The organism is Nonomuraea sp. NPDC050540 (assembly GCF_044457485.1).
Classification (GTDB): Bacteria; Actinomycetota; Actinomycetes; order Streptosporangiales; family Streptosporangiaceae; genus Nonomuraea.
On record NZ_JBITHA010000012.1, the window covers coordinates 165,150 to 187,659 of the forward strand.

Here is a 22,510-nt window from a genome sequence, read left to right on the forward strand (position 1 = left end):
GGTCAGATCCTGCTCAGCGCGCGGGCCAGGATGGTCGCCGTCTTCGCGATCACCGTGTTGTCGACCGAGGGCTGGTCCCGGTTGGTGTAGACGGAGATGATGATCGGCGCGCCCGACTTGCCCGGCCAGGCGACCGCGATGTCGTTGCCGGCGCCGATCTCGGTGTTGGTGCCGGTCTTGTCGCCGATGAGCCAGGACTTGGGCAGGCCGGCGCGGATGCGCTCGTCACCGGTCTTGGTCGCGATCAGCCAGCCGTTCAGCCGCTCGCGGTCCTTGGGGTGCAGCGCCTTGCCCGCGGTGAGCTTGACCATGTCGCGTGAGATGGCCGCGGGCGTGGTGGTGTCGCGCCGCTCCTTCGGGTTCCAGTCGTTGAGCTCGGTCTCCCAGCGGTCCAGGCGGGAGATCGGGTCCTTCAGCGTGCGGAAGTACCGGGTCAGGCCGGACGGGCCGCCGATCTGCTTGAGCACCATGTTGCCGGCGGTGTTGTCGCTCAGCGTGATGGTCGCCTCGCACAGCTGCGCGACCGTCAGCCCGTCCTCGACATGCTTCTCGGTGGTCGGGGAGTTGGGCTTAAGATCCGCCTTCGTCCACTTCACCACCTTCTCCATCAGCCCGGGTTCGACGGTGCGCGCCCGGTGCAGCGCCGCCCCGCACAACGGCGCCTTGAACGTCGACAGCAGCGGGAACCTCTCACCCGCCCGGTAACCGAACGTCCTGCCGCTGCCCGTGTCGATCGCAAAGGCGCCGATGCGGCCGCCGAAGGCCACCTCCAGCGCGCGCAGTTCCTTGCGCGCGCTGGCCTCCGGCGACTCCTTCGCCTGTACGGCCGGCGCCGTCGTCACACCACCGGCCAGGAGCGCGGCGGCCAGCGCGAGACCGGCTGAGATACGAGAGATGCGCATAGGGCGTGATTTCCTTGCTGATCGCTTGACTGAACGGCAGGAGCCAAACAGGCAAGGCGTCGCCCTGTCCAATAGCGATATCGTCGGCGCACCCATATCCAGTGAGATATCACCACAGGTCCATGGGCGCGCCGGCACGATCAGAGCCAGGTGATCAGCAGATCAAGACGGTAGGTCTTGAAGGGACCGATCTTGACCTTCCGTACACACCGGTACTCCTTGGCCAGCTTCTTGCCGGTCGTGTAGAACTTCCCGGCGGCCTTGCACTGCCACTTCGTCGGGTAGTGCCCGTAGGTGACCCAGCGGGCCATCTGGACGGAGGCCGCCGCGGCCGCGGGCTGCGGAGCCGCCTGGACCGCCGCGGGCGCGCTGAGCCCGAGGGCGGCGACGGCGACGAACGCGGCCGCGCCGATGCGGAACCTTCTGTTCATGACTTCGCCCTTTCAGCAGGTGACGGTCTTGTCGTAGCTGGACAGCGGCGTGCCCCACTTCCAGGCCCTGACGCTGCCCTTGCCCATGCCGTAGCAGGGGCTGTCGGGGCCGCGCTTGATGATCACCTTGACCCACATCTTCTTGTTGCAGGTGTTGCGCAGGATGATTGTTTTGTGGAACGTGCTGACGTAGCGCGCGACGCAGGCCGGGGCCGTACCCAGCGCCGAGAAGGCCGCGGTGGCCGACGTAGCGGCGGATCCCGCGCCGGAGACGCCCGCGGCGTGCGCCGGCACGCTGGCGAGCAGTCCCACGGCGATGGAGGTGGCCGCGAGCGATCCGAACAGCTTCACTCTCATGTCGCCTTCCTCTCCTTTGATGGAGCGAAAGGTAGGGCGGCCGATGTTGAGAACGTGTTGAGGATCCGCTGAGGCCCACGGCATCCCGAAACTTGACCGCCTCTGGACGGAAAGGCGTCCATAGGACGCCGGGCGCAGGGAAGACATGGAGGTGGCAGGCAGCCGCGATCGCTGAATGAAGGCGGTAAAGAACATGTCCGACTGGCGCGAACTGGCCCGGCAGAACGTCCCGTTCCACCAATGGCCGCTGGACGCGAAGATGGCGGCCGTACAGGACCACACCGCGGCGGTCTTCAGGGGAACGCCCACCGTGGAGGACTGGGAGCTTTTCAAACTCCAGCACCCCTACGTCGCGCAGTTCGCGCAGTTCGTCACCACGATCACGATGACCAACCTCACTCCCGAAGAGCCCCAGCCGCCGACGACGGCCAGGGCGACGTTCACGGGGCCGTTTCAGTACGAGGCGCCCGCGGGTTCACGCACCCGATGGGGGGCCGTCGTTTCTCATAGCGGCGTTCCCGCGAACGGGGATGCGATCTTCGAATTGTTCGGAAGCCTGGGACAGGTGGACCTGAAGCGCATCCGGCTCAACTCGGGATCGGCCAGCTACACGACCGTGAGCCTTCCTCCGGCGCAATACATGCTCCGCGCGCGTTACGAACCGCTCGACAGCGGCCTGACGCCTTCGGCCCAGTTGGTCTTCCTCACCGTGCACTGATCTGGGCGGCACACTCAGGTGCGGGGAGCATGCCGCGATGGTGGCGCGGGCGGGACGGGTGCGGGAGACTGCCTCGATGGCTGCTGAATATGCCCACAGCGACCAGTTCCGTGGTGCCCGCATCCACCTGTGCGACCTTGCCGGTCTCGAGATCCGCGACTGCGAGGTCAGCGGCCTGAAGATCGTCGACTGCTATGGGGGCGACGTCTACCTCGGAGGCGCCTTCGAGCGTGTCGTGGTCAACGACGTCGACGTGACCGCCTACGTCGAGGCCGAACTCGACCGGCTGCACCCCACGCGGGTGCTGGCGCGTGACGCCGCGTCCCCCGACGACTACCGGGCCGCCTGGGAGGCCATCGAGACGCTGTGGGCGGCGACACTCGACCGCGCCGGGCTGCTGCCCGAGGCCAAGCTGCACGAGCGGGTCAACGGCGAGTGGTCGTTCGTCGAGGCCCAACGGCACCTGCTGATGGCCGGCGATGCCTGGCTCGGCAATGCCGTGCTGGAGGAGGAGGCGCCGTACCACCCGTTGGGCCTGCCTCACGGCGGGATGTCGCCCGAGGCGGCGGCCAAGCTCGGTCTCACCCTCGAAGCCACCCCGACGCTCGGCGAGGTGCTCGCGCCGCGGCGCGCCCGCATGGCCACGATGCGGCGGGTCGTCGACGGGCTCACCGAGGCCGAGCTCGACCGGGTGTGCGGCCGCAGGCCGGCGGACCCGTATCCCGACCAGGAGTACGTCGTGCGCCGCTGCCTCAAGGTGGTGCTGAAGGAGGAGGCCGAGCATCACCGTTACGCGGTGCGCGACCTCGCCGTGCTCGAGGCCGGTGCCTGAACCGGCTGGAGCCGGGGCGCGGGCGGCGGGCCCGACGTCCTGGGAGGGTCCGGTGGTGAGGGCGGGGTGCGACTGTGCGCCGGGGAGGGCCGGGGCTGCGGCAGAATACCCGCATGGCACCTGATCGTCCGCCCGGCAGCGTCCTTGAAGCCGTGCTGGAACGGGTGACCTATGCCAATGAGGAGACGGGCTACACCATCGCGCGGGTCGCGACCGAGCGGTCGGGCAGTGAGTTGCTCACCGTGGTGGGGCCGCTGCTGGGGGCGCAGGTCGGGGAGTCGCTGCGGCTGACCGGGCGGTGGACGTCGCATCCGCGCTACGGCAAGCAGTTCGAGGTCTGGTCCTACAGTACGGTCCTGCCGGCGACCATCCAGGGGATCCAGCGGTATCTGGGGTCCGGGCTGATCAAGGGGATCGGGCCCAAGATGGCCGAGCGGATCGTCGGGCACTTCGGCACCGACACGCTGGATGTGATCGAGAACGAGCCCGAGCGGCTGGTCGAGGTGCCGGGGCTCGGGCCCAAGCGGACCAAGATGATCGGCGCCGCGTGGGAGGAGCAGAAGGTCATCAAGGAAGTGATGATCTTCCTTCAGGGAGTCGGGGTCTCCACCTCGATCGCCGTCCGCATCTTCAAGCAATATGGCGATAAATCGGTGGAAGTGGTGAAGAGCCAGCCGTATCGGTTGGCGGATGATGTCTGGGGCATCGGGTTCAAGACGGCCGACACCATCGCCCAGGCGGTCGGCATCCCCCACGACAGCCCGGAACGCGTCAAGGCGGGCCTGCGCTACACCCTGTCCCAGGCCGCCGACGACGGGCACTGCTACCTGCCCGCCCCCAACCTCGTCGGCGACGCCGTCAAGATCCTCGACGTGCCCGCCGAACTGGTCGCCGCCTGCCTGGAGGAGTCGGTGGCCGCCGAGGAGGTGGTGCGCGAGGAGATCCCGGCCGGGGACAACACCGTCCCGGCGATCTACCTGGTGCCCTTCCACCGCGCCGAACTGTCCCTGGCCGGCGGCCTGACCTCGCTGCTGCGAGGCGGCCACGACCGGCTCAAGGCCTTCGCCGACGTCGACTGGGAACGCGCCGAACAGTGGCTGCACGGCCAGACCGGCGCGGAACTGGCCGCCGAGCAGCGTCAGGCGGTACGGCTGGCGCTGACGGAGAAGGTCGCGGTGCTGACCGGCGGGCCCGGCTGCGGCAAGAGCTTCACCGTGCGCTCCATCGTGCTGCTGGCGCGGGCCAAGCGCGCCCGCGTCATCCTGGCCGCCCCTACCGGCCGCGCCGCCAAGCGCCTGGCCGAGCTGACCGGCCACGAGGCCACCACCGTCCACCGGCTGCTGCAGCTGCGTCCGGGCGGCGAGGCCACCTATGACCGCGACAACCCTCTCGACGCCGACCTGGTGGTGGTCGACGAGGCCTCGATGCTGGACCTGCTGCTGGCCAACAAGCTCGTCAAGGCGATCGCGCCGGGCGCGCACCTGCTGTTCGTCGGCGACGTCGACCAGCTGCCCTCGGTCGGCGCGGGCGAGGTGCTCAAGGACCTGCTCGCCGCCGAGGAGATCCCGCGCGTACGGCTGACGCAGATCTTCCGCCAGGCCGCCGAGTCCGGCGTGGTCGTCAACGCCCACCGGGTCAACTCCGGCAAGCACCCGGTCCTGGAGGGCATGAAGGACTTCTTCCTGTTCCCCTGCGAGGAGCCCGAGGAGATCGCCCAGCTCACCGTGGACGTGGTGGCCCGCCGCATCCCCCGCAAGTTCGGCCTCAACCCGCGCCGCGACGTGCAGGTCCTGGCGCCCATGCACCGCGGCGCCGCCGGCGCGGGCGCGCTCAACATCGCCCTGCAGGAGGCGCTGACCCCCTCGCGCGAGGACCTGCCCGAACGCCGCTACGGCGGCCGGGTCTTCCGCGTCGGCGACAAGGTCACCCAGCTGCGCAACAACTACGACAAGGGCGCCGCGGGGGTGTTCAACGGCACGGTCGGCGTCGTGGAGGCGATCTCGCCGGATGAGCACCAGCTGACGGTGCTCACCGACGAGGACGAGAGCGTCGACTACTCCTTCGACGAGCTGGACGAGCTGGCCCACGCCTACGCGGTCTCCATCCACCGCTCGCAGGGCAGCGAGTACCCGTGCGTGGTGGTGCCGCTGGCGACCAGCGCATGGATGATGCTGCAGCGCAACCTGCTCTACACCGCCATCACCCGGGCCAAGAAGCTCGTGGTCATCGTGGGCTCACGCCGGGCGCTGGCCCAGGCGGTGCGTACCCGCGGCGCGGGCCGGCGCCACACCGGGCTCACCCACCGGCTGACACCAGCCGCCGGCCCAGACGCTGGGCGGGCGCTTCCACCCAGCGCCAGGTGAGCGCGCTGAGCGCGAACGTGGCCGGCACCGCCCACAGCGCCGGCATCACCCGCAGCAGCAGCGGGTGCAGCAGGTAGACCGAGTAGCTGACCAGTCCAAGCCAGCTCAGCACGTACGGCACGCCCCGCCCGCGCAGCGCCATCCCGGCCAGGAAGATCGCCCAGGCGGCCACGAAGGCGGTCTTGAGGTTGGTGCCCGGTGACAGCAGCACCCCGGCCACCGGTACGGCCAGCACGATCCACGCCCTGGCCCAGGTGATCTGCCCCTGCTCGGCCCGGTACAGGGCGGTTCCGGAGAACATCGTGGCCACGACGATGAGGCTCTGCCAGGCGGGCAACCGGCCGTTGAAGGCCAGCAGGGCGGTGACCGCCACGAGGAGGACGGCCGCGCCGGCCTGCCGTACCGGACCGTCGCCGCCCAGGACGGCGGCCAGGCCGGCGGCGATGACGGCCAGCGCGAGCAGGGAGGCGCCCGTGAGGGCGCCGGTGGGCAGCAGCGCCGCGCCGGCCAGCGCGACGGCGGCCAGCCCCAGCGCGATCTCGGCGCTGCGCCGGTGCGCGCCGAGCGTGAACAGGGCGGTGACCAGCAGGTAGAAGGCCATCTCGTAGGACAGGGTCCAGAGCACGCTGACCGCGCTCGGGGTGCCGAGCAGGTCCTGCAGCATGCTGAGGTGGGCCAGCGGGGAGCCGGTGACGGGCAGCAGCACCAGCGCGCCGGCCATGCACAGCGCCCACAGCGGGTAGAGGCGGAAGACGCGGCCGATCCAGAACGCGCGCACCTCGCCGCGGCGTTCCAGCGAGGCGGGCACAATGTAGCCGCTGGCCAGGAAGAACACCATGACGCCGCACCAGCCGGCGGCGAACCAGGCGCCGCCGGCGGCGTGCACGGAGGGTGAGAGGCCGGCGACGGCGTGCTCGTAGACCACCAGGACGGCCGCCAGCCCGCGCAGCGCGTCGAGCCACGCGAGTCGTTTGCCAATCCTTTGCGGTCCGGGGGAGAGCATCCGGTCAGGGTACGCCGTACCAGCGGGGTTGACCTGTTCTTGACCTGCGCTTGACGTCACTGAGTGATCGAAATGTGACCGAACTCTCCCGAATGAATCTGCGTCATACATGCAGGAGCATTAAGGTTTTGAGAGTTGTTTTAGGTAAATGGGGGAGAGGTCCGTTGTGAGTACTGTGCCCGGTTGGAGGAGACCCGCGGCGGGCGTGGCGCTGCTGGCGGCCGCCGCGTTGACGGCGTCGTGTTCGGGCGGCGCTCCGGCCGGCCCGGGGCAGCAGGGCAAGCCCGGCCAGGCGGCGACGACGCCGCAGGCGCCGGTCATCACGATCACGCCCGAGCAGGGCAGCGCCAAGGTGAGCCCGGACAAGAAGGTCGTGGTCGAGGCGGCCGGGGGCGTGCTGGACGAGGTCGTGGTGCAGGCCGGGGCCGAGCAGCTCGAGGGCAAGTTCAGCGCCGACAAGACGCGCTGGGTCTCCAAGAGCCCGCTCAAGCCGTCCACCGACTACAACGTCACCGCCAAGTCGGGGGTCACCCAGGCCGCCAGCGCGTTCAAGACGCTGAAGCCGGAGCGGGTGTTCAAGGTCGTGGACGTCACGCCCAACGCCAAGGGCGAGAAGATCGGCGTGGGGGCGCCGATCATGGTCCGCTTCGACCAGCCGATCAAGGACAAGGCGAGCGTCGAGGCCGCGCTGAAGGTCGAGGCGGAAAAGCCCGTCGAGGGCGCCTGGCGCTGGATCGACGACACCTACGTGATCTACCGCACCGCCAAGTACTGGCCGGCGCACCAGAAGATCAAGTTCCACGCCGACATCGAGGGCATCAAGGGCGGCAAGGGCCTGTACGGCGGCAAGGACCACGAGACCACGCTGCGGATCGGCGCCAAGCAGATCAGCAAGATCGACACCCGCAAGAAGATGATGTACGTCTACGTCGACGGCAAGCGCAAGCAGACCATGCGCATCAGCGCCGGCATGGCCACCACCCGCGAGTACACGACCACCTCGGGCATCCATCTGACGATGGAGCGTGGCAATCCGGTGCGCATGATCTCCCCCGGCCGCAAGAAGGGCGACCCGGGCTACTACGACGTGATGATCAACCACGCGGTGCGCATCTCCAACTCCGGCGAGTACGTCCACGCCAAGAACAACGTCTGGGCACAGGGCGTGCGCAACGTCAGCCACGGCTGCATCAACTCCCGGCCCGACCAGGCCAGGTGGTTCCACGACACCATGCAGCGCGGTGACGTCGTCGACATCGTCGGCACCAACCGCGAGCTGGAGTGGAACAACGGCTGGGGCTACTGGCAGATGTCGTTCAAGCAGTGGAAGAAGGGCAGCGCCCTGCACGGCAAGGCGTGATCGCCGCCATACCCGCAGCGGTGCCGTAGGCGCCACCGGGCGTTCACGCGCCGTTCACGGCCGGTGCCTACGCTCCGGTGGGATGAGAGGCAAGATCGTCCTGCTCGCCGCGGCGCTGGCGGCGGCCGGATGCGGCACGCAGACCGGCGGCCCGGCGTCGATTTTGGACAAGGACGAGCTGGTCGTCGCGGTGAAACCGGACCAGCCCGGCCTCGGGTTCAAGACCGCGGGCGGGAGGTTCGAGGGGTTCGACGTGGATGTCGCCTCCTATGTGGCGGCCCGTCTGGGGAAGAAGGTCACCTTCGTCCCGACCACCTCCGAGGGGCGCGAGGACAAGCTGAACTCCGGCGAGGTGGACATGGTGATCGCCACCTTCTCCATCAGCCCGCAGCGCAAGGCCGAGGTCACCTTCGCCGGGCCGTACTACGTCTCCCACCAGGACATCCTCGTGCGCGCGCGGACCACGGACATCCGCGGGGTGCGTGACCTGCGCGGACGCAGGCTGTGCCAGGCCAAGGGGTCGATCTCGGCCTCGCGCATCGTCGAGGGGCGCCGGGTGATGGCCGACCTCGTCCCCGCCGCCACCTACAGCGCGTGCGTGGACCTGCTGCGCGCGGGCCGGGTGGACGCCGTCTCGACCGGGGACCTGATCCTCGCCGGCTTCGCCGCCGCCGACAAGGGCGCGTTCGCCATCGTGAACGCGCCCTTCACCGAGGAGCGTTACGGCATCGCCCTGCCGCGCGGCGACGTGGCCGGGTGCGAGGAGGTCAACCGGGCCCTGACCGCCCTGTACCAGAGCGGCACGGCGGCCAAGCTCCTGCGGGCGCGCTTCGGTTCGACGGGTCTGCGGCTGACCACCTCGGTGCCGCAGTTCGAGGGGTGTGAGTGAGTCTCAGGCGACCTCGCGGCGCAGGATCATGCCCGGCCACGCGCCGACGCTGAACGGCTTCTCCCGGGTGAAGCCCCAGCGCTCGTAGTAGGCGATCAACCGGCCGTCGTCACCGGCGTAGCAGTCCACGCGCAGCAGCTTCACCTGCCGCTCGCGGGCCTCGCGCAGCGACCGGTCCAGCAGCGCCCGGCCCACTCCGTGGCCGGAGAAGCGCCGGTCGATCACCAAGGCCTGCACGTACAGCTCCGGTTCGGGAGCCGCGTCCACATACGGGTTGGCCGCGCCCACCACCAGGCACCCGGCCGGGTCGCCCTCCACCTCCGCGATCCGCATGCCGTCGCCCTCGGCCCACCCGCGCGCCTGCGCGTGGCGCTGGGGGTTGACGCTGAACGGCTCGCTGCCCCACTGGCCGGCCCGCCCCTGGGCCACCAGCCAGGCCACCGCGCTGTCGAACATCCCGAGTACCGCCGCCACGTCCTGTGGCCCGCCTGTCCTGATCTTCATGGACGTCAGGGTATATTTCCTAGAAATCAGGTAGGAAATATTGCCAATAAGGTCGGGTCCGCCTATCGTGAAGATCGTGAGTCCAGGCCTGACCCGTCGCGCGCACATCGACTACTGCCGCGTCGCCAGCGCACAGTGTTGCCGGTCCTAGCGCCGGACCCGATCCGCCGCATGCCGTAACCCGTCTGTCTGCTCTTCCGTCGAAGGACGATTCCGCATGCCCGCACATCCCCGCCCCCTGCTGGCCGTACTCCTGACCTCCGTGCTTCTGGCCGCCTGCGGCCAGGCGGACTCCAGCACCCAGCAGGCCCTCGCCCCCGACGCGCCGCTGCCCACCACCGTGCCCCGGGGAACCAAGCTGATCATCGGCGATCCGTCGACCAAGATCGCGCTGGAGCTGTCCGGCGAGATCGGCACGTTCTCCTTCCCGATCGAGTGGGCCAACCTCAGCGGCGGCCCGCAGACCTCCGAGGCCTTCCGCGCCGACGCCCTCGACGTGGGGGCGGTCGCCGAGATCCCGGCCATCCACGCCACCTGGACCGGGCTGCCCGTGAAGATCATCGCCTCGCGGTTCAGGAAGGACCCGCTCACCCATCCCACCTACGAGCTCGGCATCGCCCCCGGCGTGCTCGTCAAGACCCTGGCGGACCTGCGCGGCAAGAAGATCGCCTACAGTCCCGGCCAGGCCCAGGGCGCGCTGGTGCTCAAGGTGCTGAAGAAGGCCGGACTCACCAAGCAGGACGTCACCCTCGTCGAGCTGCCCAGCACCGGCGACGTCTACCCCAACGCCCTGGCCGGCAAGCAGGTCGACGTCGCGCCCATCGGCGGCGTCAACATCAAGCGCTACACGGCCAAGTTCGGCAAGGACGGCGCCACCACCATCCGCCACGACCTGCGCGACGACCCCAGCCACCTGTACGTGCGCGCGGAAACCCTGAAGGACCCGGCCAAGGCGGCGGCCCTGCGCGAGTACGTCGCGGCCTGGGTCCGCGCCTCCCGCTGGGTGTATGAGCACCCCAAGGAATGGATCGCCGGCTACTACGTCAAGGACCAGGGACTCACCCCGGAAGACGGCCAGTACCTGGTCGACCTGGCCGGCGAACCCGACCTGCCCACCGACTGGAGCCAGGCCGTCGCCCGCCACCAGGAGACCATCGACATCCTCGCCGCCGAGACCGGCAACCGGCCGCTGAAGGCCGCCGACCTCTACGACCTGCGCTTCCAGACCGTCAGGGACGGTGCCTGATGCTCCTCGCCACCCCGCCCGACACCCTCGTCCAGGCCCGCGCCCGCCGCGGCCTGCGCCCCGGCCGCCCCCTGCGCCTCGGCTTCCTGTACGGCCCGCTCCTGCTGGTGGCCGCCTGGGCGGCGGGCTCGGCCACCGGCCTGCTCGACCCCCGCTTCCTGTCGGCCCCCTGGACCGTCGTGACCACCACCGGCGAGCTCATCGCCGGCGGCCGGCTGCAGGAGCACCTCCTGTCCTCCGTCCAGCGGGTCGGGCTCGGCCTGGCCTTCGGCATCCCCGCCGGCACCCTGCTCGCCCTCGCCTCCGGCCTGAGCCGCTGGGGCGAGGCCCTCATCGACGGGCCCGTCCAGATCAAACGCGCCGTGCCCGCGCTGGCCCTGATGCCGCTGCTCATCCTGTGGCTCGGCATCGGCGAAGGCATGAAGATCACCGTCATCGCGCTCGGCGTCGTCGTGCCCATCTACATCCACACCCACAACGGGCTGCGCGGCATCGACGCCCGCTACGTCGAGCTGGCCGAGAGCGTGGAACTCGGCCGGGCGGCGTTCATCCGCAAGGTCGTGCTGCCCGGCGCGCTGCCCGGCTTCCTGCTCGGCATGCGCTTCGCCGTCACCACCGCCTGGCTGTTCCTCGTGGTCGCCGAGCTGATCAACTCCACCAGCGGCATCGGCTACATGATGGACCTGGCCCGCACCTACGGCCAGACCGACGTGATCCTCGTCGGCATCGTCCTGTACGGGCTGCTCGGCCTGTTCTCCGACGCCGCCGTGCGCCTGGTGGAAAGGAGGGCGCTGTCATGGCGACGCACCCTGGCCGGCTGACGGCGGCAGCCGTACGCATCGAAGGGCTGACCCGCTCCTACGGCGAGCGCGTCATCCTGGACGCCCTGGACCTGGAGATCCCCGCCGGGGAGTTCGTGGCGCTGCTCGGCCAGAGCGGCTCGGGCAAGAGCACGCTGCTGCGCGCCCTGGCCGGGCTCGACTACGACGTGGCCGGCACCGGCCGCGTCGAGGTGCCCGAGCAGGTCTCGGTCGTCTTCCAGGACGCCCGCCTGCTGCCCTGGCAGCGGGTGCTGGACAACGTGATCCTGGGCCTGGACGGGGCCGAGGCCAAGGGCCGCGCCGGCCTGGAGGAGGTCGGGCTCGGCGGGCGCGAGCGCGCCTGGCCCAGCGAGCTGTCCGGCGGCGAGCAGCAGCGGGTCGCGCTGGCCCGCTCGCTGGTGCGCGAGCCGCGCCTGCTGCTGGCCGACGAGCCGTTCGGCGCGCTGGACGCGCTGACCCGGCTGAAGATGCACGCGCTGCTGCGCCGCCTGTACGAGCAGCACCGCCCGGCCGTCCTGCTGGTCACCCACGACGTGGACGAGGCCATCGCCCTGGCCGACCGGATCCTGGTACTCACGCACGGCCGGATCGCCGCCGAGCAGCGCCTGGACGGCGCCAGGAGCCACAGCGAGATCAGGTCCGAGCTGCTGCGCGCGCTCGGCGTGAGGGGAGAGGCCCGATGAGACAGCTCAACCTGAACCTGTTCGTCTACCCGGGCGGCCACCACGAGGCCGCCTGGCGCCACCGCGAGGCCCGGCCGGAGCGGGTCCTGGACATCACCTACTACCAGGAGCTGGCCCAGCGCGCCGAACAGGCCACGATGGACGCCGTCTTCTTCGCCGACGGGCCCTCGCTGCCCGACAACGTGCGCTATGCCAGCCGCTTCCGGCTGGAGCCGTTCACGTGGCTGTCGGCGATCGCGGCGGTGACCGAGCGCATCGGCCTCATCGCCACCGCCTCCACGACCTACCTGGAGCCCTACAACCTGGCCCGGTTGTTCGCCTCGCTGGACCACCTGTCCGGCGGGCGGGCCGGCTGGAACATCGTCACCACCGGCGCCCCGCAGGCCGCCCAGAACTTCGGCCTGGACGAGCATCCGGTGCACGCCGAGCGCTACGCGCGGGCGCACGAGTTCCTGGAGGTGGTCAGCGCGCTGTGGGACAGCTGGGAGGACGACGCGCTGGTCATCGACCCGGCCTCCGGCGTCTTCGCCGACTCCGCCAAGATCCACGCCATCGAGCACGCGGGGGAACGGCTGCGCGTACGCGGCCCGCTGAACACCCCGCGCACCCCGCAGGGCCGCCCCGTCTACGTCCAGGCCGGCTCCAGCGAGGACGGCAAGGCCTTCGCCGCCCACCACGCCGAGGCGATCTTCACCGCCCACCAGACGCTGGACAACGCCCGCGACTTCTACGCCGACGTCAAGTCCCGGGTGAAGGCCGCCGGCCGCGACCCCGACCTGGTCAAGGTGCTGCCCGGCATCAGCCCGTTCATCGGCTCCACCGAGGCCGAGGCCAAGGCGCTGCAGCGGGAGTTCGACGAGCTCACCCAGCCCGAGTACTCCCTGCGGCAGTTGCGCCAGTTCCTCGGCATCGACCTCGTCGGCCATGACCTGGACGGGCCGGTGCCGCGCGAGAAGCTGCCCACCCACGAGCAGCGCGGCTACGGCAGCCGCTTCGGCGTCGTGCTCGACATCATCGATCGCGAGAACCCCACCATCCGCCGGCTCCTGCACCGCCTGGCAGGCGCCCGCGGCCACTGGGTGACCGCGGGCACGCCGGAGCAGATCGCCGACCGCATCGAGCAGTGGTTCACCGGCGGGGCGGCCGACGGCTTCAACGTCATGCCGCCCTACCTCAACGGCGGTTTCGAGGTCTTCGCCGACCACGTCCTGCCCCTGCTGCGCTCGCGCGGGCTGTTCAGGCGCGAGTACGGCGGCGCCACGCTGCGCGAGCACTACGGCCTGCCCCGCCCGGCCAGCCGGTACGCGCCCGCGCTCTAGCGCCGCACAGCCGAGCCGTCCGGGTCAGGGGCCGGACGGCTCGGCGCCCGGCGCGGGCGCAGCAGCAGCGCCGTGAGCAGGGCGGCGGCCAGCAAGATCGCCAGCGCCAGCCCCAGCGCGGCGACGTAACCGGGCACCGGCGCGGTGTGCGCGGCGGCCACGGTGTTGAGCAGCGCCACCCCGAGCGCCGCGCCCACCTGCTGGGCGGCGTTGTAGGCGGCCGAGGCGGCGCCGACGTCGTGCCCGCGCAGCCCCGCCGTGGCCAGCGCCGCGGTCGGGGGCAGCACGCAGCCGAGCCCGAGCCCGGTGAGCACGAGCGCCGGCAGCAGGTACCCGCCGAGCACGCCCGTGCCGCCCTCCTCCAGCCGGGTCAGCACGAACATGCCGGCGGCGGCCGCCAGCAGGCCCGCCACGATCAGCACCCCGGGCGGCACCCGCCCGTGCAGCCGCCCGGCGATGAGGGAGGCTCCGGCCAGGGCCGCGACCGCGTTGACGATCAGCGCCAGCCCGGCCTGGACGGGTGTGTAGCCGAGCGTGGCCTGGGTGTAGTAGCTCATGAACAGGTAGAAGCCGAACATGGCCACGAACATCAGGGTGATCGCCACGAACGCCCCGGCCCGCGCGCGGTCCAGCAGCACCCGCATCGGCAGCAGCGGCTCGGGCGCCCGCGTCTCCACCACGGCGAACGCCGCCAGCAGCACGACCCCGCCCGCCAGCAGCCCGAGCACCTTGGGCGCGCCCCAGCCGAGCGGTTCGGCCTCGTTGAAGGCGTAGACCAGGGCGGCGAACCCCGCCACGCTCAGCAGCCCGCCCGGCACGTCCATCCGCCCCCGCGCCGCGGTGGGCGTCTCGCGGCCGGTCCTGGCCATGGCCGCCGCGGCCAGCAGCGCGATCGGCACGTTGATGTACAGGCACCAGCGCCAGCTCGTGTACTCCGTCAGCAGCCCGCCGGCCACCAGGCCGATCGCCGACCCGGCGGCGCCGACCGCGGCGAAAGCCCCGAAGGCCCGCCCCCGCTCGCGCGGCTCGGTGAACGTGGTCGTCAGCAGGGACAGCCCGGCGGGCGCGAGCAGGGCGGCGAAGACCCCTTGCAGCGCCCGCGCCGCGAACAGCATGACGGGGCCGGTGGCCGCCCCGCCCAGCGCCGAGGCGGCGGCGAACCCGGCCAGGCCGATGACGAAGGCGCGCCGGTGCCCGAGCGCGCCGCTGATCCGGCCGCCGATGAGCAGCAGCCCGCCGAAGGCCAGCGCGTAGGCGGTGATCGCCCATTGCCGGTTGGCGTCGGTCAGGCCGAGCGCCTGCTGGGCGGTGGGCAGGGCGATGTTGACGATGGTGCCGTCCAGGACGACGAGGAGTTGGGCGGCGCTGACGGCCGCCAGTGTCCGCCGATGTGCGAGATCCATGTCTTCCAGCGTTTCGTTGAACGCCTCCCGGAACCCTGGCCCGTCTCCAGCAGGGCCGGCAGGCCGCCAACCTTCAACCGGCGGGGCAGACGGCCGTCGTGATCTCGCAGGAATGGGGCATTAGGGTGGGGCGCGTGATGTTGCCGCTTTTCGATCTGCAGATGCGCCGGCAGGCGCGGCCCGACGCCGCGGGCGTCCGGGTGGAGTGGACCGGCTCGGTGGTACGCCAGGTGGGCGGGCCCGAGGACTGGAACGGCATCCTGTGGTCGGACCTGGACGATGCCGGGGCCGATGCCGTCATCGCCGAGCAGGTCGCCTTCTACGGCGGGCTGGGCCGTACCTTCGAATGGAAGCTCTACAGCCATGACCGCCCCGCCGACCTCGCGCGGCGGCTGGCCGCGGCGGGGTTCGTCGCCGACGAGGCCGAGACGCTCATGGTGGGGCGCATCGGCGAGCTGAGCCTGAGCGAGGAGGTGCCGGGCGGGGTGGAGCTGCGGCCGGTGCGTGACGCGGCCGGGGTGGAGCTGATGGCCGCCGTGCACGAGCAGGCTTTCGGCGGGGATTCCTCGCGGGTGCGCCACCAGTTGCTGACCCAGCTGGCCGAGCGGCCGCTGGAGGTCGAGGCGGTGGTGGCGATGGCGGACGGGCGGCCGGTCAGCGCGGCGCGCATGCAGCTGCATCCGGGCACCGACTTCGCCAGCCTGTGGAGCGGCGGCACCGTCGCGAGCTGGCGCGGGCGGGGCCTGTACCGGGCGCTGGTGGCCTACCGCGCCCGGCTGGCGGCCGCGCGCGGCTACCACTTCCTGCAGGTCGACGCGGCGCCGACCAGCCGGCCCATCCTGGCCAGGCTGGGGTTCGCGGCGCTGGCGACGACCACGCCGTACCTCAGTCCGTGAACTCTTTTCTGGCCAGCAGGAAGGCCTGAGGCGCCCGCTCGTCCTCCGGCTCGCGTTCCAGCCGGGCGTGGGTGGGCAGCCCGGCCGCGCGCAGCAGCCGCGCCATCTGCTCGGCGCGGCGGCGGTGGAAGAGCAGGTCGATCGGGTGGCCGAGCGCGTCGGTCAGGTGCAGCGGCTCGTCGCCGACCTGGAAGGCCAGCAGCGCGTACCCGCCGGGCGCCAGCACCCGGTGGAACTCCGCCAGCGCCTGGGGCAGCAGCTCGTCGGGGATGTGGATGGTGGAGTACCAGGCCGCCAGCCCCGCGACGGACTCGTCGGGCACGGGCAGCTCCAGCATGGAGCCCTCGACGAAGCGCACGCCGGGCAGCGTCTTTCCGGCCAGGGCGAGCATGCCGGGCGACAGGTCCACGCCGAAGACCTCGACGCCCCGCTCGTGCAGGAACCGGGTGAGGTTCCCGGTGCCGCATCCCACGTCGGCCACCGGTCCCCGGCCGCGCACGAGATCGGCGAAGGCGCCGGCCATGGCGCGGTCGAGGGGCTTGCGGTCCATCTCGTCACGGGCCAGCTCGTCGTACTCGACGGCGATGGCGTCGTAGGAGGTGCGGGTACGGGTCAGGAAGTCGGCTTCGATCACGGGGGTGCATCCTAGCCCCGGCCGTTCACGGCGTGAGCGTGTTCGCCTCCCAGGTGACCGGCAGCGCGTGCAGGCCGTAGATCATCATGTCCGTGCGCAGCGGCACCTGCTCATCCGGTACGGCCGGCCGCAACCCGGGCAGGCGGGCGAACAGCGCCGGCAGCCCGGCCGTCATCTCCACCCGGGCCAGCTGCTGGCCGAGGCACTGGTGGATGCCGTGCCCGAAGGCGACGTGCCCGGCGGTCGAGCGGCCGAGGTCGAGGCGGTCGGGGTCGGGGAAGTGCGCGGGGTCGCGGTTGGCGGCCGGGATGGAGACGGTGACCGTCTGCCCCTCGCGGATGAGCTCGCCGCCGAGCTCGACGTCCTGCAGCGCGGCCCGCGCGGTGGCGGGGACGATGCTGAGGTAGCGCAGCAGTTCCTCCACCGCCGGGCCGGGCTCGCGCCGCAGCTTCTCGACGCTGCCGGGGTTGCGCATCAGCGTCCAGGCGCCCAGGGCGAGCATGTTGGCGGTGGTGTCGAAGCCGCCGCCCATGAGCAGGAAGGCGATGGTGACGAGCTCTTCGTCGTTGAGTTCGCCGCCGGTGACCAGGCCGCTGAGCAGGTCGTCGGTGGGGTGGGCGCGTTTGGCGGCGATCAGGTCGGCGATGGAGGCGGTGGCGGCGGCGTAGGCGGCGGCCTTGTCCTCGGCGCCGGCGCGGGTGCTGGCGAAGATGGGCATGTGGTGGCGAAAGCGCTCGCGTTCGTCGTCGGGCACGCCGAGCAGTTCGCAGATCACCACGCCGGGGATCGGCTGGGCGAAGTCGGCGACGAGGTCGGCGGGCGGGCCCTTGGCCTGCATGGCGTCCAGGTGGTCGGCCACCACGGCTTCGATGCTGCCGCTCAGCCGGCGCATGCGCCGTACCGTGAACTCGCCGGTGAGCAGGTGACGGTAGCGGGTGTGCTCGGGCGGGTCCATGGCCAGGAACGCGCCGGGCGGCGCCGGCCGCAGGGGCGCGCGGGCGCCGGCGCCGGGCATGGGGGTGTGCACGAGGTCGGCGCGGTGGCTGAAGCGCCGGTCGGCCAGGACCGCGCGGACCAGCTCGTGGCTGGTGACCAGCCAGCCCTCGTGCCCGTCGGGGTAGGTCATCGGGCTGACGGGGCACTCGCCGCGCAGCCGGGCCAGTTCGTCGGGCGGGTCGAAGGGGCGGCCCGCCGGGGGTTGCAGAGGCATCATGCCTTCAGATAACACCACTCGAAGTAAAGTTACAACCGATGTAAATATACCGGTGGTGTAAGGTTCGCGTATGGAGGAGACGCGCCGCGCGCGCAAGAAGCGGCAGACCAGAGAGCTCATCGCCGAGGCGGCCTTCCGGCTGTTCGCCGAGCGGGGCTTCGAGCAGACCACGGTCGCCCAGATCGCCGCCGCGGCCGACGTGGCCACCAAGACGTTCTTCAACCACTTCCCGAGCAAGGAGGACGTGGTCTTCTTCGCCGCGGGCGACTACTACGAGGTGACGCTGGAGGTGCTGGCCGGGCGCCGCCCCGACGAGTCCGTCTCCGACCTGCTGCTGCGCACCTACGAGGAGGTCGTGGCCCGATTCCTCGACCACGGCCCGCTCAGTGACGAGCCGGAGTGGGCCGCGCAGTACCGCACGCTGGTCATGACCGTGCCCTCGGTGCAGGCCAGGGCGCTGATGGTGCTGCTCGACCTGCAGCGGAAGATCGCGGCCGCGTTCGCCGAGACCTTCCCCGAGGAGATCGACCAGGTCACCGCGGCGGCCGCGATAGGCGCCCTCATGGGCGCGCTGCAGGCCGCCTCGCTGGTCAGCCACGAGCTCGGCCACTCCGAACCGCAACGGCGCAAGGCGAGCGAGCGGGCGGCCGAGCTGGCGATGCGCGGCCTGCGCTCGCTGTAGGTCACCTCGCTCGCTGCCGATCACATCGCGCGCCGCAGGGCCTTGTCGCGGCGCTGCGCCACGCTCGAACCGGACTCCTTGCGCGCCATCCTGCGCAGCACCACCGGAGCCAGCAGCAGGCCGAGCACCGCCCAGGCGGCCAGGACGCCGGCCGTCTCCAGATGCCGCCAGGACTGGCCGATCTCGACCATGACCGCCGCGTCCGGCAGCAGCGCCGCCCGCATCCCCAGGCCCAGCCAGTAGAAGGGGAAGGCCTGGGCGATCCACTGCACCCACTCCGGCAGCGTGGTGATCGGGTAGAAGATGCCGGAGATCGCGATCATGCCGAGGATCGGCAGCTGCAGCAGGCCCTGGCCGCGGGCGCTGGGGAACACCGAGCCGAGCACCGCGCCGATCGGCAGCGTGGCCACCATGCCCAGCGCCAGCACCCCCAGCAGCGCCGGCCAGGACGCCGCGCCGGGGTCCAGCCCCTTGACGATCAGCAGGCCGGGCACGAGGAAGATCGCCAGGTCGGCCAGCAGGCCGCCGGAGACCGAGACGACCTTGCCCACCAGGTAGCTCTGGATGCCGTGCGGGGTGGCCTTGGCGCGCAGCAGCGTGCCGTCCTCGCGTTCGTAGGTGAGCTGCTGGCTGAGGCTGACCAGGCCGAGCGCGGCGTTCATGCCCAGGACGCTCGGCAGGGCGAGGGTGCCCAGCAGCAGACCGGAGGCGCCGAAGGAGCTCTCGCGCAGGAAGTACATGACCACGAGCATCAGCACCGGCCACAGCAGGTGGCTGAACAGGTCGGACCCGTTGGTGAAGGACTGACGCAGCTCGATCACGCCGCGCCGCCACCCGGCGCGCAGGACCACGGCGTTCATCGGCTCTCCTGTTCCGCGTGGCGTACCAGCGCGAGGTAGGTCTGCTCCAGGGAGGCGCGGTGCACCTCCAGTTCCTGTACGGCGGCGCCGTGGCGGGCGAACAGCTCGCGCGCGAAGCCGGTGGAGTCGGCGGCCCTGTGCGTGTGGCGGCGGCCTTCGTGCACCCAGCGGACCTCGTCCTGGCCGGCGATGCCGCGGGCCAGTTCGGCGGCGCTGCCGTCGGCGATCACGCGGCCGCCGTCCAGGATGACGATGCGGTCGGCGAGTTTCTCGGCCTCGGCCAGGTCGTGGGTGGTGAGCAGGATCGTGGTGTGCTGGTCGACGGCCAGGCCGCGCACGAGTTCGTGGAAGTCGTGGCGGGCGGCGGGGTCGAAGGCGGCGGTGGGCTCGTCCAGGAACAGCAGCTCGGGCCGGCCGACGATGCCGATGGCCACGTCGAGCCTGCGGCGCTGGCCGCCGGAGAGCGTTTTGATCTTCTTGCCGGCGTGCGGGGTGAGGCCGACCGCCGCGATGAGCTCATCGGGGTCCCAGGGGCGGGTGTAGGCGGTGTAGTGGGCGGCGAGGTGGGCCAGCAGTTCGCGTACGCGCCATTTGCCGTGGTCGCGCCAGGACTGCAGGACCACGCCGACGCGGGCGCGCCAGCGTTCGCCGCCGTCGGCGGGGTCGGCGCCGAGGACCTGGACGCGGCCGGCCGAGCGGCTGCGGAAGCCTTCGAGGATTTCGATGGTGGTGGTCTTGCCGGCGCCGTTGGGGCCGAGCAGGGCCAGGACCTCGCCGTGGCGGGCCTGGAAGGTGACATCGTGCAGGACGTCGGTGCTGCCGTAGCGCATGCGCAGGCCGTCGACGTCCAGCACGGGTGTGCCGGAGGGCATGGCGGGATTCTCCCTGTAGTGAGTGAGTGAGTGCTTACTAACCCATGGCGGCAGGGCCGTTCCGCGCGATGCGGCGAAACGGTGGACGGGCGGCCTGGGTCAGATGTCCTGGGCGCGGCTCAGCAGGGCCTCGCGGTCGACGCCGGCCAGGGCCAGGGCGCGCGGCACGGTGCCGACCTGCGCCCGCAGGATGCCCGCGAGCAGGTGGGCGGAGTCGATGTCCTTCTTGCGGACGGTGGTGAAGGCGCGCTCGAGCGCGAGCTTGGCCGAGGCGCCCATGCCGGGCGACTTGGGCGCGCCGGCGGCCGGGGGCAGGCGGTAGGCGGCGGCGGAGATGCCGACGGCGTTGAGACTGTGCTCGAACTCGCGATCCAGCGCCGCGCGCACCCCGCCGCGGTCCAGGCCCACCTCGGCCAGGAGCCGGTGGGCGTTGGTGCCCTCGTGGCCGGCGATGGCCAGCAGCAGGTGGTGGGCCTCGACGGTGGCCGAGTGGTCCTGGTGGGCTTCGTGTTCTCCTTGGGTCATGATCGTGTGGAAGTAGTGATCGAAGGGGGTCACGGCTCAGCGCCTCCTCAGCTGGACGCCCGCGGCGATGAGCCGCTTGGCGTGCTTCTTGTGAACCGCCTGGCGCGTCACTCCGAGTGCCTCGGCGACCTGCGGCCAGCTCCAGCCCGCCCGCATCGCCTGCTCGACGGCGGAGTCCTCCAGCTGGTCGGCCAGCCGCCGCAGGGCCGCCACCGCGGCCAGGCCGTCGGCGGGGTCGGAGGGAGCAGGGATCTCTTCAGCGGACATGTGAGCAACTGTAGTTGACTAAGCCCTATTGAGCAACTTGGGTTGCTTAAAGCTCTGACTCGTCCCTTAACTGGCATCGCTCCTGCTTTGGTACGATCTTGGCCCACGTTACTGGCTGGAGGCTTGGTGCCCGAGGTGTTGGCCCTGTTGGACGAGGACCCCCGGGCGGTGGGGCCCTACCGCCTGCAAGGGCGGCTGGGGGCGGGCGGCCAGGGCACCGTCTACATCGGGCGCACCGGCGAAGGCGCACCGGTCGCGATCAAGCTGCTGCACCCGCATCTGATCGCCGACCTGCGCGAACAGCAGCGCTTCCTGCGCGAGGTGGAGACCGCCAAGCGGGTGGCGCCCTTCTGCACCGCGCACGTGCTGGACTCCGGGTTCGTGGGGGCGCGGCCGTACATCGTCAGCGAGTACGTCCAGGGGCCGTCCCTGCAGGCCTCCGTGCGCGACAACGGCGCCCGCGGCGCCGCCGCGCTGCAACGCCTGGCCGTCAACACCGCGACCGCGCTGGCCGCCATCCACGAGGCCGGGGTCGTGCACCGCGACTTCAAGCCCGGCAACGTGCTGCTGGGACCCGACGGGCCCGTCGTCATCGACTTCGGCATCGCCCGCGCCCTGGACCTCAGCCAGTCGGTCGTCAGCAGCCAGCCCATCGGCAGCCCCGCCTACATGGCGCCCGAGCAGATCGCCGGCGGCGACATCGGCGCGGCCGCCGACATCTTCGCCTGGGGCGCGACCATGGTCTACGCCGCCACCGGCCAGCGGGCCTTCGTCGGCGACTCCATCCCGGGCATCCTGCACCTCATCCTGCAGGGCGACCCCGACCTCGGCGAGCTGGACGGCCCCCTGCGCCTGCTGCTGGGGGAGTGCCTGGCCAAGGACCCCGCGCAGCGGCCCACCGCGGCCCAGGTGATCGAGCGCCTGCGGGCGCTGCCGCCGCCCGCGTGGGACACCGTCCCGGTCCGCCGCACCGCCGCCACCGGCTTCGCCGCCCCGGACGTTCCCGGCCTTCCCGCCGCCGCGGGCCCTCCCACGACGCCGGTGGCCGTCGCGCCCGCGCGGGCGCGGGCGCGACGCGGCCTGCTCCTCGGTACGGCGGGCGCCGTCCTGCTGGCCGCCGCGGTCACCGGCTACTTCGCGCTGGCGCCCGGCGCCTCCGGCAACCACGCCGCCCTGACCACCCCGGCCGCCGCGAAGGCCTCCGTCCCCGGCTCTCCTACCTCCGCTCCCGCACCTTCCACGCCCGCGCCGTCCACCCACGTGGGCGCCACCCCGGCCGTCCACGGCACCCCGGCGCCCGGGGCCACGAAACGCTCGCAGTCGGCCAAGGCCGTACCCTCACCCAGCGGCACCCCGCACCGGGCCACCCCGAGCGCCACCCGCAAGGCGCCCCGCACCCAGGCGCCCGTCGAGCCCACCGACGCCGCGCCCACCCGCAAACCCACGCACAAGCCCACGGCCAAACCGACCAGCGCGCCGCCCAGCGAGCCGGCCGCGCCCTCCCAGGCGCCGATCACCCTCGACGACGCCCACGCCTACTGCAAGACGCAGGGCGCGAGCATGGCGGCCGGCGGCTGGGCCAACCTGTGGTGCATGGGCGGTTCCAACGCCAAGATCTCCGCCTCGACGGTCTGCCAATGGAAGTACCCGGGCCGCAACGCCGTCGCCGAGCAGCCGCAGAACGGGATGGCCCAGGAGGTGACCTGCCGCTTGTCATGACGCGCCCGCAC

General features: G+C 71.6%; 24 protein-coding genes. 12 read left to right on the top strand and 12 right to left on the bottom strand.

Features of this window, described 5'->3' with window-relative positions; genetic code table 11:
* Positions 1-2 precede the first annotated feature (2 nt).
* The 3 genes from bla to ACIBI5_RS34935 form a co-directional block, all read right to left on the bottom strand.
* Positions 3-902 (bottom strand): class A beta-lactamase, encoded by a 900-nt coding sequence (bla, locus tag ACIBI5_RS34925; protein ID WP_397252984.1) that lies wholly within the window; start codon positions 900-902, stop codon positions 3-5.
* Between the two features lie 140 nt (positions 903-1,042).
* Positions 1,043-1,333 carry a hypothetical protein gene (locus ACIBI5_RS34930; protein WP_397252985.1) on the bottom strand — a complete coding sequence of 97 codons (291 nt, stop codon included), beginning with the start codon at positions 1,331-1,333 and terminating at the stop codon, positions 1,043-1,045.
* Between the two features lie 12 nt (positions 1,334-1,345).
* Positions 1,346-1,690, bottom strand: a complete 345-nt coding sequence (locus tag ACIBI5_RS34935) for a hypothetical protein (RefSeq protein ID WP_397252986.1) — start codon at positions 1,688-1,690, stop codon at positions 1,346-1,348.
* Between the two features lie 175 nt (positions 1,691-1,865).
* Between ACIBI5_RS34935 and ACIBI5_RS34940 the strand changes: the two genes are divergently transcribed.
* From ACIBI5_RS34940 to ACIBI5_RS34950, 3 genes are all read left to right on the top strand, one after another.
* Positions 1,866-2,408: a hypothetical protein gene (locus ACIBI5_RS34940; RefSeq protein WP_397252987.1), complete on the top strand. Its 543-nt coding sequence runs from the start codon at positions 1,866-1,868 to the stop codon at positions 2,406-2,408.
* 76 nt (positions 2,409-2,484) lie between these two features.
* Positions 2,485-3,240, top strand: coding sequence for a DinB family protein (locus tag ACIBI5_RS34945; RefSeq protein ID WP_397252988.1), 756 nt, complete (start codon positions 2,485-2,487; stop codon positions 3,238-3,240).
* A gap of 113 nt (positions 3,241-3,353) precedes the next feature.
* Positions 3,354-5,603, top strand: coding sequence for an ATP-dependent RecD-like DNA helicase (locus ACIBI5_RS34950; RefSeq protein ID WP_397252989.1), 2,250 nt, complete (start codon positions 3,354-3,356; stop codon positions 5,601-5,603).
* On the opposite strand, the gene ACIBI5_RS34955 is transcribed toward ACIBI5_RS34950, so the two are convergent.
* Entirely contained in the window at positions 5,536-6,606 is a 1,071-nt protein-coding gene (locus ACIBI5_RS34955) for an acyltransferase family protein (protein WP_397252990.1), read from the bottom strand. The two genes, ACIBI5_RS34950 and ACIBI5_RS34955, sit on opposite strands and share 68 nt — an antisense overlap.
* Before the next feature lie 205 nt (positions 6,607-6,811).
* Between ACIBI5_RS34955 and ACIBI5_RS34960 the strand changes: the two genes are divergently transcribed.
* Positions 6,812-7,966 carry an Ig-like domain-containing protein gene (locus tag ACIBI5_RS34960; RefSeq protein ID WP_397252992.1) on the top strand — a complete coding sequence of 385 codons (1,155 nt, stop codon included), beginning with the start codon at positions 6,812-6,814 and terminating at the stop codon, positions 7,964-7,966.
* Positions 7,967-8,048: 82 nt separating this feature from the next.
* Positions 8,049-8,855: a glutamate ABC transporter substrate-binding protein gene (locus tag ACIBI5_RS34965; protein ID WP_397252994.1), complete on the top strand. Its 807-nt coding sequence runs from the start codon at positions 8,049-8,051 to the stop codon at positions 8,853-8,855.
* 3 nt (positions 8,856-8,858) lie between these two features.
* Here ACIBI5_RS34965 and ACIBI5_RS34970 read toward each other — a convergent pair whose 3' ends face one another.
* A complete protein-coding gene (locus tag ACIBI5_RS34970; RefSeq protein WP_397252996.1) occupies positions 8,859-9,359 on the bottom strand; it encodes a GNAT family N-acetyltransferase in 501 nt (166 codons plus the stop codon).
* Positions 9,360-9,576: 217 nt separating this feature from the next.
* On the opposite strand from ACIBI5_RS34970, the gene ACIBI5_RS34975 reads away from it, so the two are divergent.
* From ACIBI5_RS34975 to ACIBI5_RS34990, 4 genes are read left to right on the top strand one after another with little or no spacing between them, the layout of a single operon-like run.
* Positions 9,577-10,605 (top strand): ABC transporter substrate-binding protein, encoded by a 1,029-nt coding sequence (locus ACIBI5_RS34975; protein ID WP_397252998.1) that lies wholly within the window; start codon positions 9,577-9,579, stop codon positions 10,603-10,605.
* Positions 10,605-11,426: an ABC transporter permease gene (locus ACIBI5_RS34980; protein WP_397253000.1), complete on the top strand. Its 822-nt coding sequence runs from the start codon at positions 10,605-10,607 to the stop codon at positions 11,424-11,426. The genes ACIBI5_RS34975 and ACIBI5_RS34980 overlap by 1 nt, the downstream gene beginning before the upstream one ends.
* The gene (locus ACIBI5_RS34985; protein ID WP_397253002.1) at positions 11,402-12,109 is read left to right on the top strand and encodes an ABC transporter ATP-binding protein; all 708 of its coding nucleotides are present in this window, start codon (positions 11,402-11,404) and stop codon (positions 12,107-12,109) included. Before ACIBI5_RS34980 ends, ACIBI5_RS34985 begins: the two co-directional genes overlap by 25 nt.
* Entirely contained in the window at positions 12,106-13,428 is a 1,323-nt protein-coding gene (locus tag ACIBI5_RS34990; RefSeq protein ID WP_397253004.1) for an LLM class flavin-dependent oxidoreductase, read from the top strand. Before ACIBI5_RS34985 ends, ACIBI5_RS34990 begins: the two co-directional genes overlap by 4 nt.
* On the opposite strand, the gene ACIBI5_RS34995 is transcribed toward ACIBI5_RS34990, so the two are convergent.
* A complete protein-coding gene (locus ACIBI5_RS34995) occupies positions 13,425-14,831 on the bottom strand; it encodes an MFS transporter (RefSeq protein ID WP_397253006.1) in 1,407 nt (468 codons plus the stop codon). The genes ACIBI5_RS34990 and ACIBI5_RS34995 overlap by 4 nt on opposite strands.
* Before the next feature lie 137 nt (positions 14,832-14,968).
* On the opposite strand from ACIBI5_RS34995, the gene ACIBI5_RS35000 reads away from it, so the two are divergent.
* Positions 14,969-15,727, top strand: a complete 759-nt coding sequence (locus ACIBI5_RS35000) for a GNAT family N-acetyltransferase (protein WP_397253265.1) — start codon at positions 14,969-14,971, stop codon at positions 15,725-15,727.
* Here ACIBI5_RS35000 and ACIBI5_RS35005 read toward each other — a convergent pair.
* Both ACIBI5_RS35005 and ACIBI5_RS35010 read right to left on the bottom strand, forming a co-directional pair.
* Entirely contained in the window at positions 15,717-16,361 is a 645-nt protein-coding gene (locus ACIBI5_RS35005; RefSeq protein WP_397253008.1) for a class I SAM-dependent DNA methyltransferase, read from the bottom strand. The two genes, ACIBI5_RS35000 and ACIBI5_RS35005, sit on opposite strands and share 11 nt — an antisense overlap.
* Positions 16,362-16,386: 25 nt before the next feature.
* The gene (locus ACIBI5_RS35010) at positions 16,387-17,574 is read right to left on the bottom strand and encodes a cytochrome P450 (RefSeq protein ID WP_397253010.1); all 1,188 of its coding nucleotides are present in this window, start codon (positions 17,572-17,574) and stop codon (positions 16,387-16,389) included.
* A gap of 70 nt (positions 17,575-17,644) precedes the next feature.
* Between ACIBI5_RS35010 and ACIBI5_RS35015 the strand changes: the two genes are divergently transcribed.
* Complete coding sequence (locus tag ACIBI5_RS35015; protein ID WP_397253012.1) at positions 17,645-18,256, top strand: TetR family transcriptional regulator; 612 nt, start codon at positions 17,645-17,647, stop codon at positions 18,254-18,256.
* Positions 18,257-18,276: 20 nt separating this feature from the next.
* Here ACIBI5_RS35015 and ACIBI5_RS35020 read toward each other — a convergent pair whose 3' ends face one another.
* From ACIBI5_RS35020 to ACIBI5_RS35035, 4 genes are all read right to left on the bottom strand, one after another.
* On the bottom strand, positions 18,277-19,116 hold the full coding sequence (locus ACIBI5_RS35020; protein ID WP_397253014.1) for an ABC transporter permease: 840 nt from the start codon (positions 19,114-19,116) through the stop codon (positions 18,277-18,279).
* Positions 19,113-19,988, bottom strand: coding sequence for an ABC transporter ATP-binding protein (locus ACIBI5_RS35025; protein WP_397253016.1), 876 nt, complete (start codon positions 19,986-19,988; stop codon positions 19,113-19,115). The genes ACIBI5_RS35020 and ACIBI5_RS35025 overlap by 4 nt, the downstream gene beginning before the upstream one ends.
* Positions 19,989-20,087: 99 nt before the next feature.
* Complete coding sequence (locus ACIBI5_RS35030) at positions 20,088-20,546, bottom strand: Clp protease N-terminal domain-containing protein (RefSeq protein ID WP_397253018.1); 459 nt, start codon at positions 20,544-20,546, stop codon at positions 20,088-20,090.
* 3 nt (positions 20,547-20,549) lie between these two features.
* On the bottom strand, positions 20,550-20,780 hold the full coding sequence (locus tag ACIBI5_RS35035) for a hypothetical protein (RefSeq protein ID WP_379622907.1): 231 nt from the start codon (positions 20,778-20,780) through the stop codon (positions 20,550-20,552).
* 135 nt (positions 20,781-20,915) lie between these two features.
* Here ACIBI5_RS35035 and ACIBI5_RS35040 point away from each other — a divergent pair, with 135 nt between their 5' ends.
* Complete coding sequence (locus ACIBI5_RS35040) at positions 20,916-22,499, top strand: serine/threonine protein kinase (protein ID WP_397253020.1); 1,584 nt, start codon at positions 20,916-20,918, stop codon at positions 22,497-22,499.
* The last annotated feature ends 11 nt before the right edge of the window (positions 22,500-22,510 follow it).

What these genes read in the sequence shown, in the direction of transcription:
- bla (WP_397252984.1), bottom strand. Translation starts at nt 902, where the DNA reads ATGCGCATCTCTCGTATCTCAGCCGGTCTCGCGCTGGCCGCCGCGCTC.
- ACIBI5_RS34930 (WP_397252985.1), bottom strand. Translation starts at nt 1,333, where the DNA reads ATGAACAGAAGGTTCCGCATCGGCGCGGCCGCGTTCGTCGCCGTCGCC.
- ACIBI5_RS34935 (WP_397252986.1), bottom strand. Translation starts at nt 1,690, where the DNA reads ATGAGAGTGAAGCTGTTCGGATCGCTCGCGGCCACCTCCATCGCCGTG.
- ACIBI5_RS34940 (WP_397252987.1), top strand. Translation starts at nt 1,866, where the DNA reads ATGAAGGCGGTAAAGAACATGTCCGACTGGCGCGAACTGGCCCGGCAG.
- ACIBI5_RS34945 (WP_397252988.1), top strand. Translation starts at nt 2,485, where the DNA reads ATGGCTGCTGAATATGCCCACAGCGACCAGTTCCGTGGTGCCCGCATC.
- ACIBI5_RS34950 (WP_397252989.1), top strand. Translation starts at nt 3,354, where the DNA reads ATGGCACCTGATCGTCCGCCCGGCAGCGTCCTTGAAGCCGTGCTGGAA.
- ACIBI5_RS34955 (WP_397252990.1), bottom strand. Translation starts at nt 6,606, where the DNA reads ATGCTCTCCCCCGGACCGCAAAGGATTGGCAAACGACTCGCGTGGCTC.
- ACIBI5_RS34965 (WP_397252994.1), top strand. Translation starts at nt 8,049, where the DNA reads ATGAGAGGCAAGATCGTCCTGCTCGCCGCGGCGCTGGCGGCGGCCGGA.
- ACIBI5_RS34970 (WP_397252996.1), bottom strand. Translation starts at nt 9,359, where the DNA reads ATGAAGATCAGGACAGGCGGGCCACAGGACGTGGCGGCGGTACTCGGG.
- ACIBI5_RS34975 (WP_397252998.1), top strand. Translation starts at nt 9,577, where the DNA reads ATGCCCGCACATCCCCGCCCCCTGCTGGCCGTACTCCTGACCTCCGTG.
- ACIBI5_RS34980 (WP_397253000.1), top strand. Translation starts at nt 10,605, where the DNA reads ATGCTCCTCGCCACCCCGCCCGACACCCTCGTCCAGGCCCGCGCCCGC.
- ACIBI5_RS34985 (WP_397253002.1), top strand. Translation starts at nt 11,402, where the DNA reads ATGGCGACGCACCCTGGCCGGCTGACGGCGGCAGCCGTACGCATCGAA.
- ACIBI5_RS34990 (WP_397253004.1), top strand. Translation starts at nt 12,106, where the DNA reads ATGAGACAGCTCAACCTGAACCTGTTCGTCTACCCGGGCGGCCACCAC.
- ACIBI5_RS34995 (WP_397253006.1), bottom strand. Translation starts at nt 14,831, where the DNA reads ATGGATCTCGCACATCGGCGGACACTGGCGGCCGTCAGCGCCGCCCAA.
- ACIBI5_RS35000 (WP_397253265.1), top strand. Translation starts at nt 14,969, where the DNA reads ATGTTGCCGCTTTTCGATCTGCAGATGCGCCGGCAGGCGCGGCCCGAC.
- ACIBI5_RS35010 (WP_397253010.1), bottom strand. Translation starts at nt 17,574, where the DNA reads ATGATGCCTCTGCAACCCCCGGCGGGCCGCCCCTTCGACCCGCCCGAC.
- ACIBI5_RS35015 (WP_397253012.1), top strand. Translation starts at nt 17,645, where the DNA reads ATGGAGGAGACGCGCCGCGCGCGCAAGAAGCGGCAGACCAGAGAGCTC.
- ACIBI5_RS35020 (WP_397253014.1), bottom strand. Translation starts at nt 19,116, where the DNA reads ATGAACGCCGTGGTCCTGCGCGCCGGGTGGCGGCGCGGCGTGATCGAG.
- ACIBI5_RS35025 (WP_397253016.1), bottom strand. Translation starts at nt 19,988, where the DNA reads ATGCCCTCCGGCACACCCGTGCTGGACGTCGACGGCCTGCGCATGCGC.
- ACIBI5_RS35035 (WP_379622907.1), bottom strand. Translation starts at nt 20,780, where the DNA reads ATGTCCGCTGAAGAGATCCCTGCTCCCTCCGACCCCGCCGACGGCCTG.